9 protein-coding genes are annotated in these 13,400 nt (G+C 68.8%); 4 read left to right on the forward strand and 5 right to left on the reverse strand.

What is annotated here, in order from left to right:
• Positions 1–81 precede the first annotated feature (81 nt).
• On the forward strand, positions 82–2,046 hold the full coding sequence (locus H507_RS14155) for an ABC transporter ATP-binding protein (protein ID WP_022909120.1): 1,965 nt from the start codon (positions 82–84) through the stop codon (positions 2,044–2,046).
• Entirely contained in the window at positions 2,043–3,986 is a 1,944-nt protein-coding gene (locus tag H507_RS0102335; protein ID WP_022909121.1) for an ABC transporter ATP-binding protein, read from the forward strand. Before H507_RS14155 ends, H507_RS0102335 begins: the two co-directional genes overlap by 4 nt.
• Here the strand turns inward: H507_RS0102335 and H507_RS0102340 are convergent.
• The 5 genes from H507_RS0102340 to H507_RS0102360 all read right to left on the reverse strand — a co-directional run bounded on the left by H507_RS0102340 (position 3,959) and on the right by H507_RS0102360 (position 11,081).
• On the reverse strand, positions 3,959–5,032 hold the full coding sequence (locus H507_RS0102340) for a MauE/DoxX family redox-associated membrane protein (protein WP_026377656.1): 1,074 nt from the start codon (positions 5,030–5,032) through the stop codon (positions 3,959–3,961). The two genes, H507_RS0102335 and H507_RS0102340, sit on opposite strands and share 28 nt — an antisense overlap.
• 100 nt (positions 5,033–5,132) lie before the next feature.
• Positions 5,133–7,907 carry a 5'-nucleotidase C-terminal domain-containing protein gene (locus H507_RS14160; RefSeq protein ID WP_022909123.1) on the reverse strand — a complete coding sequence of 925 codons (2,775 nt, stop codon included), beginning with the start codon at positions 7,905–7,907 and terminating at the stop codon, positions 5,133–5,135.
• A gap of 331 nt (positions 7,908–8,238) precedes the next feature.
• Positions 8,239–8,835, reverse strand: a complete 597-nt coding sequence (locus H507_RS14165) for an HAD family hydrolase (RefSeq protein ID WP_022909124.1) — start codon at positions 8,833–8,835, stop codon at positions 8,239–8,241.
• The gene (gene hemG, locus H507_RS0102355; RefSeq protein WP_022909125.1) at positions 8,832–10,319 is read right to left on the reverse strand and encodes a protoporphyrinogen oxidase; all 1,488 of its coding nucleotides are present in this window, start codon (positions 10,317–10,319) and stop codon (positions 8,832–8,834) included. Before hemG ends, H507_RS14165 begins: the two co-directional genes overlap by 4 nt.
• Before the next feature lie 66 nt (positions 10,320–10,385).
• Positions 10,386–11,081 carry a response regulator transcription factor gene (locus tag H507_RS0102360; protein WP_026377657.1) on the reverse strand — a complete coding sequence of 232 codons (696 nt, stop codon included), beginning with the start codon at positions 11,079–11,081 and terminating at the stop codon, positions 10,386–10,388.
• Between the two features lie 182 nt (positions 11,082–11,263).
• On the opposite strand from H507_RS0102360, the gene pdhA reads away from it, so the two are divergent.
• Together pdhA and H507_RS0102370 are read left to right on the forward strand one after the other, a co-directional pair.
• A complete protein-coding gene (pdhA, locus tag H507_RS14170) occupies positions 11,264–12,400 on the forward strand; it encodes a pyruvate dehydrogenase (acetyl-transferring) E1 component subunit alpha (RefSeq protein ID WP_022909127.1) in 1,137 nt (378 codons plus the stop codon).
• On the forward strand, positions 12,370–13,377 hold the full coding sequence (locus H507_RS0102370) for an alpha-ketoacid dehydrogenase subunit beta (RefSeq protein ID WP_425393300.1): 1,008 nt from the start codon (positions 12,370–12,372) through the stop codon (positions 13,375–13,377). The genes pdhA and H507_RS0102370 overlap by 31 nt, the downstream gene beginning before the upstream one ends.
• The last annotated feature ends 23 nt before the right edge of the window (positions 13,378–13,400 follow it).

A 13,400-nucleotide genomic window follows, 5' to 3' on the forward strand; every position in this document is an offset into this window, starting at 1 on the left:
CCTGCCTTGGGTTTACCACGTTGCAAGGATGTCGCCCGCGTCTCCTTCCTGCCCCACGCACACACGAACGTTGCCACCGCTGTGAGTTCATACGCACCGTCCACACCCCGCTCCGACACCCCCACCAGCGCGCCCGGCGCATCAGTCGACCACCAGGCCGACGAGGCCCTGGCCAGCGTTGCCCCGCACATTCGCCGTCACTACGCGGACGCCCTCACGCGTCCCGCCTTCCTCGCACCGCCGACCGCCAAGCCGTGGCCCAAGCAGGTCTCGGGCCTCGCCGCCCTGTGGCGCATGCGCAGCTACATCGGCCCCTACTCCTTCCGCTTCTGGGCGATGATCGCCCTCGCCGTCGCGACCGTGCTGCTGTCGGTCGTCACCCCGCTGATCACTCGCCGCATGATCGACGGTCCGATCGCCACCGGTGACCGCACCGGTCTGTGGGTGCTCGGGTCGATCGCGCTGTTCGTCGGTGTGATCGAGGCGCTCATGCAGTTGGGACGACGCTGGGTCACCGGCGCCACCACCCTGTCGATGGAGACCGGCGTACGCCTCGACTTCTACGCCAAGCTGCAGCGTCTTCCTATGAGCTTCCACTCGCGCTGGCAGTCGGGGCAGTTGCTCAGCCGCATGATGAGCGACCTGTCGACGGTTCGCCGGTTCATGAGCTTCGGGTTCACGTTCCTGATCGTCAACATCGTGCAGATCGCCGTGGTCACCGCACTGCTGCTGCGCATGTACTGGCCGATGGGCACCGTGGTGCTGATCTCGGTGATCCCGATCGTCTGGCTGTGCCTGGTCAACGAGCGGGTCTACACGAAGCTGTCCCGCCGCATCCAGGACCAGACCGGTGACGTCGCCAGTTCGGTCGAGGAATCGATCCAGGGACTGCGCGTCATCAAGGCCTTCGGCCGTACAGCGCACGTCTACCGCCGCTTCGACGAGCGCGCCCGCGCCCTGCTCGAGACCAACCTGCGGCGGGTCGAGAACACCTCGCGCTTCTGGACCTTCCTCGAGGTGGTCCCCACCATCACCCTGATCATCGTGCTCGGCATCGGCGCGATGGCCGCCGCCGGTGGCCACCTCACCCTGGGCACCCTGGTCGCGTTCATCACGCTGATGCTGTCGCTGATCTGGCCGATCGCAGCCCTCGGCTTCCTGCTGTCGATGACCCAGGACGCCATGACCGCTGCCGACCGCATCTGTGAGGTCTTCGACGCCCCCGAGACCATCTCGGACGGCCCGGACGAGGTGACCGAGCCCCGCGGTGCACTCGTCTTCGAACATGTCGACTACCGCTTCCCCGACTCCGACGAGGACGTGTTGCACGATCTCAACCTGACCATCCACCCCGGCGAGACCATCGCCGTGGTCGGCGGCACCGGATCGGGCAAGTCGACCCTGACGGCGCTCGTCCCACGACTGGCCGACGTCACCGGCGGTCGGATCACCCTCGACGGCCACGACCTTCGTGACCTCAAGGTGGCGAACCTGCGCCGCCTGGTCGCGACCGCCTTCGAGGACCCCACCCTGTTCTCGATGTCGGTGAGGGAGAACCTCACCCTCGGACGCCCCGAGGCCACCGACGACGAGATCGCCGAGGCCATCGAGGTGGCCCAGGCCGGCTTCGTCCACGACCTGCCCTGGGGGCTCGACACCCGCATCGGCGAGCAGGGCATGAGCCTGTCCGGCGGCCAACGACAGCGGCTGGCCCTGGCCCGGGCGGTGCTCGTGCGACCCACGGTGCTGGTGCTCGACGACACCCTCTCGGCTCTCGACATCCACACCGAGGCGCTGGTCGAGGAGGCGCTGAAGCGGGTGCTGGTCGGTGTCACCGGAATCGTGGTGGCCCATCGGGCCTCGACGGTGCTGCTGGCCGATCGGGTGGCGCTCCTGCAGGACGGGACCATCACCCACGTCGGCACCCACTCCGAACTGCTGGCCACCACCCCTGAGTACCGGGAACTGCTGTCGGCGGAGTTCGACACCGAGACCCGCCTCGACGAATACGAACGTGCCCACCCCCAGCCCGAGGTCGTCCGATGACTGACACCCAACAACAACGCAAGCAGCGAGACCGTCGTGGCCGGACCGACGGGCGCGACCGCACCGACGGGCGCGACCGGGCCCTCGACCTCAACCAGGAACTCGACCACGACACCGACTTCGACTGGCGCGGGGTGATGGACGAGGCGTCCGACGACCCCCGCGACACCCCTGGGCGTCGGTCCCTCAAGATCCAGGAGTCGGCCAGGGCCCTGCTGTGGGACCTGATGCGTCCCTATGTGAAGTTCCTGCCGCTGCTGGTGGTGGCGGTGCTGGTCGAGAACGTGGCCCGTCTGTCGTCGCCGTGGCTGGTCAGCCGCGGTATCGACCGCGGAGTGCCGCCGCTGATGCACGAGGGATCGGCCACCGTGCTGATCGAGGTGCTGGTCGCCATGGGCGTGGCCGTACTGTTGCAGGCCGCCAGCCGCATCATCTTCCTGCGGCTGTCGGGCCGCTTCGGCCAGAACATGCTGCTCGAGCTGCGCCGCCGCGTCTTCCGGCACTTCCAGAAGCTCGACGTCGGCTTCCACGACAAGTACACCTCGGGTCGAGCGGTGAGCCGCATGACCTCAGACATGGATGCCATCGCCGAACTGCTGGCCGGCGGCTTCGACGGTCTGGTCACGGCGGTGCTGACCATGATCGGCGTCTCGATCATGCTGCTGGTGCTCGACTGGAAGCTGGGCCTGATCTGCCTGACCAGCCTGGTGTTCGTCTCGGTGCTGGTGCGCTGGTTCTCGGTCGCCAGCCGGCGCACCTACCGGTTCGTCCGCGAGGCGTCGGCGATGACCATCGTGCAGTTCGTCGAGTCGATGACCGGCATCAAGGCCGTGCAGGCCTACCGCCGCGAGCCCCGCAACCAGCAACTGTTCACCCAGCTCAGCGACCGCTACCGCAAGGTCAACACCGACGCCTTCCGCAATGTCGCCATCTTCATGCCGGGCATCCGGCTGATCGGCAACGTGGCCGTCGGGGTGGTGCTGCTGGTGGGTGGCTACTTCGTCATGCACGGCGAGATGACCGTCGGTGTGCTGGCGGCCTTCCTGCTGTACCTGCGCCAGTTCTTCGAACCCATGCAGGAGATCAGCCAGTTCTACAACACCTTCCAGTCGGCGAACTCGGCGCTGGAGAAGTTGTCGGGGGTGCTCGACGAGCAGCCCCGGGTGCGCGAACCCCAGCGTCCCACCGCCCTGGCGGCGGCACGGGGTGAGCTCGACCTCGACCACGTGGCCTTCCACTACGTCGAGGGAGTGCCGGTCATCCCCGACCTCGACCTGCACGTTCCCGCAGGCCAGACGATCGCCCTGGTCGGCACCACCGGCGCCGGCAAGACGACCATCGCGAAGCTGGTCAGCCGGTTCTACGACCCGACCGGCGGTCGGGTGCGCCTCGACGGTGTCGACCTGCGTGAGCTGGGAGACCGTGACCTGCGCAGGGCGGTGACGATGGTCACCCAGGAGAACTTCATGTTCGACGGCACCATCGCCGACAACATCGGGTTCGGACGGCCCGAGGCCACCCGCGAGCAGGTGGTCGAGGCCGCCAAGGCGGTGGGTGCGCACGGATTCATCACGGCCATGCCGAAGGGCTATGACACCGATGTCGAGAAGCGAGGCGGACGACTGTCGGCCGGCCAGCGCCAACTGGTGGCGTTCGCACGGGCCTTCCTGGCCGATCCCGCGGTGCTGATCCTCGACGAGGCGACCAGTTCGCTCGACATCCCCTCGGAGCGGCTGGTGCAGCAGGCACTGCAGACGATCCTCGCCGACCGCACCGCGATCATCATCGCCCACCGCCTGTCGACGGTGGAGATCGCCGACCGGGTGCTCGTCCTCGAACACGGACGGGTGCTGGAGGACGGCTCACCCGAGCAACTGACCGACACCTCGGGCGGTCGCTACGCGGCCCTGCATCATGCCTGGGTGGAGTCGCTGGCCTGAGTTCGGTCGAGCTGGTCGACGATCCCGTCGACCAGCTCGACCACCTCTCGGGATCCGCTCACCGGGCCGGCAGCCAGCCTGCCGTCGGTGCCGAGCAGCACCGCCCCGGGCAGTCCACGCACCAGGTTCAACTGCGACCACAACTGGCGCTGGTGGTCGAGCAACAGGTCATCGGGCGGCAGGTCGAAGGCACGCCTCAGCAGCACCGGTTCGGTCGGCGTGAACACCATGATCCGCAGCGGAGCGAGCCGCTGCCGCCACTCGGGCAACAGCACAGCCACCTCGGCCACCGACGCGCAGGTGCAGTCCATGCCCAGCAGGAGCACCGCAGATTCGCGGGTCAGGTCGGCCAGGGAACGCGGACGACCGTCGTGGGTCAGCAGGGTCGCCGGCGGGAACGTGGTGCCCAGGTGGGGGAGCGGTTCCTCGTCCACCCCACCGGTCGGGGGGAGGTCCCACGGGTCAGCCCCTGCCCGCCCTCGCACGCGCCCGCGCTCCCGAGCCCGGTCCTCGTCCCGCTCCTCACCTCCAGGAGCAGGCAGGGCGACCAGCACGAGCACTGCCGCGCCGAGGAGGGCAGCGAGCAGCCACCACCCCTCGTCCCGATTCAACGAACCCAGTGCACCCGGCACCCAGAAGCCGCGCGCCGTGGCGACCACCAGCCAGCCGGCCAGCACCACCAGCAACAGGTTCCGCACGAGGGTCTTGGCCGAGACCCGCTGGTCACCGATGCGTCCGAAGCACCCGCAGGTCGGCCGCACGGGGAAGGTCAGGGCGCGGCCGATCACGGCCAGATAGCAGACGAACAGCACCGCCGCGGCAACGGCGGGCACCACGGCCAGCGGGCGGGGAGTGACCAGCACCAGCGCCGCCAGCACCAGTTCGCCGATCGGCAGAGCCGTCGTGAACCAGCCGGCCGCCAGGAATCGGGGCAGGCGAAGCATCCGGATCGACGACAGCGTCGCCCCTCGGTCACGCAGCTTGGCGACGCCGCTGAGCGCCAGCACCCCGCTGAGCACCATGGCCACGAGCATGGACGCGTTCATGGCCGCAATCTATCGTCGGCGGGCTCCGGGGCGACACGGCACGACCCCCGGACGAGGGTCTCGTCCGGGGGTCGTGGACCCGGTGGTGCTGATGCTCGGATCAGGCCAGTTCGTCGGTGGCGTTGAAGCCAGTCGCGACCTTGACGGCCGGACCCCAGGAGGTGTGGCCGGTGTTGGTGTAGCTGTACAGCTCACCGGAGCCGTTGACGCCGAGCAGGTCGAGGCGACCGTCGCCGTTCACGTCGCCAGCCGACAGGGCATGGGTGAACCCGTTCCAGTGCTGCCCGACCTGACGGTTCAGGCTCAGCTGCCCGGTCTTGCCGGAGGTGTACAGGAACAGCGCGTAGTCGCCCTTGCGCACGGCCAGCACGTCAGGCAGTCCGTCGCCGCTGAAGTCGCCGACGGTGAAGACGTGCTCCATGCCGTTCCAGTTCTGACCCATCTTGGTGGTGCCGGTCAGCGCCTTCGCGGTGAGCAGGAAGCGGTAGAGCGTGCCGTCGACATGACGACCCACCAGGTACTGGCTGGACGAACCGCCCAGGCCCTGGATCGCGAACATCTGCGAGATGGCACCGAAGCCGCGTCCGACCTGCACCTGCTGGTCGAGCCCACCCTTGGCGTTGCCGGTGTGCAGCCACATGGTGTTGTCGGCGTGACGCACGATGGCGTCGGGACGACGGTCACCGTTCACGTCTGCGATCTTCACCACGGCCGTGGCACCGGCGATCGACCCGACACTGTCACCGACACGGCTGAACGAGAAGCTCGACCCCTCCCACAGGGCGAGGCTGCCGTCGGCCTGCAGCTGCCACAGATCGGCCTGACCGTCACCGGTCACGTCGCCGTAGACACCGGAGGCGGGGAACCCGGCCGGGCTCGGCACGGTCAGGGCGACGCTGAGACGAGCCTTCGTCCCCGTGGCGGACGAGACGAGCCGCAACTCGCCGGTTCCCGAGGTGTACCCGGCGTTCTTGGGCACCGTGATCGACACGGTGGCCTTGCCGTCGGTCACGGTGGCGGTGCCGACCTTCACCTGCCGGTCGTCCTTGGCGAACCAGACGTCCAGGGTGGTGTTGGCGACGGCGCCCGGGGTCATGAAGTCGAGCGTGTCGGGGTCGACACCATCGGTCTTCGGCACACCCACGGTCAGGGTCGCGGCGGTACCAGCGGTCAGGCTGGTGGGGGCGTCGGTCACCGAGACGGCCTGCTTGGCGAAGCTGGGCGAGATGGTGCCCTTCGACTTGAGCCAGTTCACCCAGGCCTCGAGGTCGATCCGGCCCGAGTCGGTGCGGGTGTCGGGGTGGGCGGCCATGGTGCGGAAGTTGTCGCCGCCCGCGACCAGGAACGATCCGGAGCCGACCGTGTAGGTGGCTGCCGGGTTGATCGGGGATCCGTTCACGAAGATGCCGGTGATGCGGTCACCCTCGGGGCGGGTCTCGTCGTAGGTGTAGGTGACGTTCTTCGACAGGCCGAGCTGCAGGTACGGACGACTGGGCACGTTGCCATTGGCGTCTCGTTGCCACTGCTCCTCGAGCACCTTCTTGACCTCGGCACCGGAGAGTTTGGTGGTCATCAGGGTGTTGGCGAAGGGGAGGACGAGGGCGGCCTCCTCGTAGGTGATCGGGCCGGCATTGAGGTCGGCGCGGGTTCCCCCGGGGTTCTGGATGCCGATGAAGGTCGGATCGCCCTTGCCCAGGGTTTCCGCGAACATCTGGGCGACCAGGTTGTTCAGGGCGCCCTCGTTGTTGCGGGCGCCCGCGCTGCCGTCGGAACCGTAGCCACGGGTGACCGCTGCCGAGGCGTTGCCGATCTGCACCGAGCCGATCTGGGAGGCCTTGGTGGCCGCGTCGTCGTTGATCTGCTTGATCGTGGCGATCGCCGGAAGGCTGGTGTCGGCGGTCACCTTGGTGACGTCGATCATCGTCGGGAGGCTGCTGCACAGGGTGTTGGTGGTGGTGTCGACCTTGAGGTCGAGCTGCAGCAACTTCTCGCCGTACGAACCGGCCTGTGCAAGCGGACGACCGTCGGCGGTCGTCCACAGGTAGGTCTGGTGGGTGTGCGCGTTCAGCACGATGTCGGCCTTGGGTGTCACCCCCTGGTAGATCGGCCCGAAGTTGTTGGGGGAGGCGGCGGCATTCGCGGCCGCCGTGCTGGTCCCGTCGGCGGCCCCCTCGTGGAGGGCCATGATGACGATGTCGGCCTCGCCGTTGTTCGGGTCGCCGTCCTTGAGCTGGTCGGCAACCTTGTTGGCGGCGGCCACCGGCTCCTCGATGGTCAGCCCGGTCAGTCCGTCGGGTGAGACCAGCGATGGCAGGTCGCCGGTGACCGCGCCCACGATGCCGATGGTGAGACCACCCTTGGTGACCGTCGTGTATGCCTTCAGCGGTGCGGGCACGGCGCCGGTGCCGTCGACCACATTCGCGGCCAGGTAGGGGAAGACGGACGCGACGTCGGGGACGACGCGGTCCCGGAGGTCGGACCAACCCTTGTCGAACTCGTGGTTGCCTGCGGCGGCGGCCTCGACCTTGGCCGCCTTCAGGACGTCGAGGGTGGGCTGGTCGTCCTGCGAGGCCGAGACGAAGGTGGAGCCACCGATGTTGTCGCCGGCGCTGAGCAGCAGCACGTGGTCGCTGCCCTGGGCGACGCGCGCCTTCTCGACGGGCGTGAACAGCGCTGCGGCCGCGTTGACGCGTCCGTGGAAGTCGTTGAAGTCGAACACCGAGATGGTGTCGTTGGGCGTGCAGGTGGCGGCCGGGGCGAGGGGCCCCTGCGGCTGCTGCGGCGCTGCGGTGGCCGTCAGGCTGGCCGTCGAGAGCAGAATGGCCGAGGCCAGACCTCCCACGGCGAGCCGACGTGCGCGGGCACTGTCAACCATGTTGTCTCCAGGAAGTGAGCTGAACGGGCGACCGTGCGCCCCGAGCGGCCAGACATCGGCCGCTCCCACCCAATCAGGCCACGGTGTCGCACGGGCAGCCCTCGTGACGAGGTTTCACGAACTGTTCACGTGCTGTCATCCGGGTGTCCGGCCCTTGCCCGTCCCTCCACCGAGAGCACCAGCCCAAGCGCCAGCCCCAGCGCAAACCCTCACCCTCTGGTCAAACTGCTGCGTCAGAACGCGCGCGAGTTCGTCCCAACGGTGAGAGTTCGCGGGCTTCACCGGGCCCGAGGGCCGGACGGCGGGTGCGCGGGCGAAAGGACGACCGCACTCAGCCTCGGGGCAGCGCGCCGATCGCCTCGAGCCAGGCACGGGTGTCATCGTCCGAGGTCCAGTGGTGGGCGTGCCAACCCGAGGCGATGGCACCGTGCACGTTGAGCAGCTTGTCGTCGATGAACCACAGGTCACCCGGGTCGAGGTCGAGGGTGCGGGCCACGTGGGCGAAGATCTCGAGCTCGGGCTTGGCGACCCCGAGCACTCCGGAGACGAACAGCGGGCCCACCAGGTCGCGCCACTCGGCGCGGTCGATCGCCTCGTACATGTCGACGGGGGCGTTCGACAGGATCGCCGTGGGCACGCCGGCGGCGTGCAGGTCGGCCAGGATCTGGCGGGCACTGGGGCGGATCCGGGCCCACGCGTCGGAGTCAGCGGTGCCGAGCCGGTCCGCCAGCTCGGGCGAGACCTCCACCCCGAGGGCGGCGCCCACCCTGGTCCAGTACTCCAGGTTTCCGGAGCCCTCGTCGTAGGCCTGCCGGTGGGCCCAGTACGGGCCGATCAGCGCCTCCACGTCGACGCCGAGCAGCTGGGCGGTGTCGAGTTCCTTGTGGTCGGGTTCGGCCAACACCCCGCCGAGGTCAAAGACGATCATGCCGTCATCCTTGCAAACTCGAGGACCTCGTCGGCGACCGCTCGACCGGCCTTCACCGTCGAGCCGATCCCGAGACCGTCGACCGCCGATCCGGCCAGGTGCACGCCCGGGGCGGCGTCGGCCAGCGAGGCACGCGCCCGGGCGATGCGTCCCAGGTGTCCGGGGCCGAGCTGAGGCATGCCCTGCGGGTAGCGCGCCACCGCCGAGAACGAGGGATGTGCCGTCAGACCTGTGAGGGCGGCCAGTTCGCTGGTGCACCGGGCGACCAGTTCCTCGTCCGAGAGTGAGGTGGCGAGCTGGTGGGTCGATCGTCCGACCGAGACCCTCACCAGGTGGTGCTCGGCCTCGTCGAGGGTCGGCCACTTGCGGCCGAGGTTGGTCATGGCCTTCGCCGTGATCGTCTGGGCGGGGCTCAGCATGAGGCCGTTGTACCGCGTCAACACGTCATTGGTCGCCGCGTCGGCGCGGTCATAGCCCAGCACGACGGTGGCAACGGAGGCCCGTCGCACCCAGGCCATCGCCAGCCCGACCTCGCGGCACAGGGTCCTGGTCAGGTCATGGGTGACGCCAGCAGGGGTGGCCAGCACGACTTGGTCGGCGGGGAACACCTCGTCCCCCGAGCGGACGAGCCAACCGTCCCCGTCCCGCTCGAGGGCGGTGGCGGGGGTGTTGGTCCGTACCGTGAACCCAGCCCCCGACACGAGCGCGTCCACCAGCGTGGTCAGCCCGCCCGGCAGGGACGCGAACAGGGGCAGCGCCGAAGCTGCGGGCCGATCGCCGGCCGCACCCGCATGCGGTCCCCGCAGCCGGGAACGCTTCCGCCAGGACGTCCGCAGCGCCTGCAGCAGCAGCGATCGTCCCTGGGTCACCACCGGCACCAACTGGGGCGCCGTCTCAGCGACACCCAGCCCGTGCACGTTGCCCGAGTGCAGATTGCCGAGCAGCGGTTCGACGAAGCGCTCGACGACCTCGACCCCGAAGCGGTGGCCGATGAAGGCGCCGACCGAGATGTTGCCGGTGATGCGACGCCGCGCCTTGATCGGTTCCAGACCGGCTCGAAGCAGACCGCGGGTCGACATCACGCCTGACTTCACCACGGGCCAGACCTGGGTGGGTCCTGCTGGTCCGACACCGGCGGGCAGCGGGACGAGTCGTCCGCGGCTCAACAGGGCCGAGGTGCCCGGACGAGCACCGACGACCTCGTCGGCCAGGCCGAGTTCACGCACGAGTGCAGCCACGTGTGGTGCTCCCAGGTGCATCGATTCGGCGCCGACGTCGACCCTGACGGTGCCGCCACCACGGCGGGGTGCCTCGATCGCCTCGAGCTGCCCGCCCACCCGGTCGGCGGCCTCGAGCACGGTCACCTGACAGGTGGCGGCGAGTTGGCGGGCGGCCACCAGCCCGGTCAGACCTCCGCCGACGATCACCACCCGAGGGCGCGAGTTCAGGGTGGACAGGTCGCCGGCTTCGGGGGAGGGGTGCACCCTCGGAACTCTAGTCGGCCGTGTCGGTGCGGTGGCAGGCCGGGGTGGCCCCAGCCGGCGCCCGGATCAGTCGCCGGCCGGGCCGGCGGGCCGGTAGTGGCGCTGGGTGCGGTTCGGCACCATGCCGTGCTCCATCCCCCACGCCACCGCCTGTGAGCGGCGGACGACGCCGATCTTGCGGTAGGCGGAGCGGATGTAGGACTTCACCGAGTTGGGGCTGAGGAACACCGATCGCGCGATGTCGGCGTTCGTGTGCCCCTGGGTGATCAGCGCGATCATCTCGGCCTCGCGCTGGGTCAGGCCCGCATCGGCGCCCGGCCACCGAGCCGGATCGGCCGGCAACTCGTCATCGGGGCCCTGGGCGAAGACCTCCGGGTCACTGACGACGGTCTCGCCGGCGTGCACGGCCTCGATCGCCTCGACCAGCGCCTCGCCACTGATGGTCTTCGAGATCACTCCGCGCACACCCGAGTCGAGTGCCTTGCTGACCAGGCCGGGGTCGGCCTTCCAGGTGTAGAGGACGGCACGGACCCCGCGGTTGTCGTGGGCCACCTCGGCCGCCGTCCGCAGTCCGGACAGGTCTCGTCCGAAGCTGTCGTAGAGGGCCACGTCGACATCGGGGGACACCTCCGTGTCCTGGATCACCATTTCGACGACGTTCACCCTCGACTGGAAGGGGGCGAGCATGGCGCGGAGCCCTTCGACGACCAGCGGGTAGTCGTTGACCAGGGCGACTCTGATGGGGGAGACAGCTTCGGACACGCGCATATCATCCCACGTCGGAGCCGAATCGCACGCTCAGGGACGCACTGTCAGGCATTGTTGGATCACCACAATCAGGATCGGCTGGATTGGTGACTTCCCGACACTCCCCGGGCAATTACCTACGCTAGCGTAGGTAACCAGCTGATCACGGCGTGACTGACTTGTCGGAAGGATGGGACATGTCCCAACTGGGTGCGGATCACCACTCCCGAGGACTCGAACGAGACCCCAGTGACATGGTGCAGCTGCTCACTCCCGAGGGTGAACGGGTGGAACACCCCGACTTCTCGTGGCACGGCACCGAGGACGACCTGCGGCGCATGTATCGGGACATGGTCATCGCTCGCCGCTACGACCTTGAGGGCACGGCGCTGCAGCGTCACGGCGAGCTGGGCCTGTGGCCGCCGCTGCAGGGGCAGGAGGCCGCGCAGGTGGGTGCCTCGCACGCGTTGAACGACCGTGACTACATCTTCCCCACCTACCGTGAGCACGCCGTCGCCCTGCACCGCGGGGTCGACCCGGCTGACATGTTGGCGTTGTGGCGCGGCACCACGATGGGTGTCTGGGACACCAAGGGCACCGGCTTCTTCCAGTACGGCATCGTGATCGGGTCGCAGACCCTGCACGCCACCGGCTACGCGATGGGCATGCAACTCGACGGCATGGTCGGAAACCCCGACCCCGACCACAACGGGGCCGTGCTCGCGTTCCACGGCGACGGTGCCTCGAGCCAGGGTGACGTCAACGAGGCCTACGTGTTCGCCGCGAGCTACAACTCACCCGTGGTCTTCTTCTGCCAGAACAACCAGTGGGCGATCTCGGAGCCGATCTCCCGCCAGACCCGCATCCCCCTCTACCAGCGTGCTCAGGGTTTCGGCTTCCCCGGCATCCGGGTCGACGGCAACGACGTGCTCGCCGTGAACGCCGTGACCGCCTGGGCCATGGAGCGGGCCAGGCAGGGGCAGGGGCCGGCCTTCATCGAGGCCTTCACCTATCGCATGGGCGCCCACACCACCTCGGACGACCCGTCGAAGTACCGCCTCGCCGAGGAGACCGAGCACTGGCGGCTCAAGGACCCGATCGAGCGCCTCAGGGTCCACTTGACCCGCAACGGGCTGATCGACGACGACTGGCTGCACGCGCTGGAGCAGGAGGCGGACGAGTTCGGTGCCAGCGTGCGGGCCGCCTGTCACGGGCTCACCAATCCCGACCTGGAGCAGATCTTCGCCCAGACCTACGCCGACATCACCCCACCGCTGGTGGCCCAACGGGCCGAGCACGTGGCGTGGGTGTCGAGCTTCGAAGGAGGCAAGTGATGGCCGCCACCATGACGCTCGCGAAGGCGCTCAACGCAGGGCTGCGCCGCGCCCTGGACGCCGACCCGAAGGTGCTGCTCGCCGGGGAGGACATCGGCAAGCTCGGCGGGGTGTTCCGCATCACCGAGGGGCTGCAGAAGGACTTCGGCGAGGACCGGGTGATCGACTCGCCGCTGGCCGAGTCGGGCATCGTCGGTACTGCCGTGGGGTTGGCTCTGCGCGGTTACCGTCCGGTGGTCGAGATCCAGTTCGACGGGTTCGTCTTCCCGGCGTTCGACCAGATCGTCACCCAGGTCGCCAAGATGCACTTCCGCACCCACGGCCAGCACCCGATGCCGATGGTGATCCGGATCCCCTACGGCGGCGGCATCGGCGGTATCGAGCACCACTCCGAGTCGCCTGAGGCCTACTTCGCCCACACCCCGGGCCTGAAGGTGGTCACCCCCGCCAACGCCAACGACGGGTACTGGATGATCCAGCAGGCCGTGGCCAGCAATGACCCGGTCATCTTCCTCGAACCCAAGCGTCGCTACCACCAGAAGGGCGAGGTCGACGAGACCTCGACCCCGATGCCGTTGCACCAGGCGCGGGTCGTTCGTCCCGGACGTGCCGTGACGCTGTTCACCTACGGTCCGATGGTCAAGACCTGCCTCGACGCGGCTGCCATCGCGGCCGACGAGGGCCAGGAACTCGAGGTCGTCGACCTGCGGTCGGTGTCGCCCATCGACTGGGTGACCGTCTTCGACTCCGTGCGCCGCACCAAGCGGGCCATCGTCGTGCACGAGGCCCAGCGCAGCGGTGGGATCGGCGCCGAGGTGGTCGCCCGGCTGCACGAGGAACTCTTCTACGTGATGGAATCGCCGGTGTTGCGTGTGACCGGGTTCGACACCCCCTACCCGATGAGTCGGGTCGAGGAGGACTACCTGCCCAACCTCGACCGCTTGCTCGACGCGGTCGATGAGTCCCTCAGCCACTGAGACGCGCCACCCGACAAGTCAGC

The sequence above is a fragment of the Aestuariimicrobium kwangyangense DSM 21549 genome (assembly GCF_000421525.1).
In the GTDB taxonomy this organism is placed as follows: Bacteria; Actinomycetota; Actinomycetes; order Propionibacteriales; family Propionibacteriaceae; genus Aestuariimicrobium; species Aestuariimicrobium kwangyangense.

Excerpts from the sequence above, each read along its gene's own strand:
- H507_RS0102335 (WP_022909121.1), top strand. The coding sequence starts at position 2,043 with ATGACTGACACCCAACAACAACGCAAGCAGCGAGACCGTCGTGGCCGG.
- H507_RS0102340 (WP_026377656.1), bottom strand. The coding sequence starts at position 5,032 with ATGAACGCGTCCATGCTCGTGGCCATGGTGCTCAGCGGGGTGCTGGCG.
- H507_RS14160 (WP_022909123.1), bottom strand. The coding sequence starts at position 7,907 with ATGGTTGACAGTGCCCGCGCACGTCGGCTCGCCGTGGGAGGTCTGGCC.
- H507_RS14165 (WP_022909124.1), bottom strand. The coding sequence starts at position 8,835 with ATGATCGTCTTTGACCTCGGCGGGGTGTTGGCCGAACCCGACCACAAG.
- pdhA (WP_022909127.1), top strand. The coding sequence starts at position 11,264 with ATGTCCCAACTGGGTGCGGATCACCACTCCCGAGGACTCGAACGAGAC.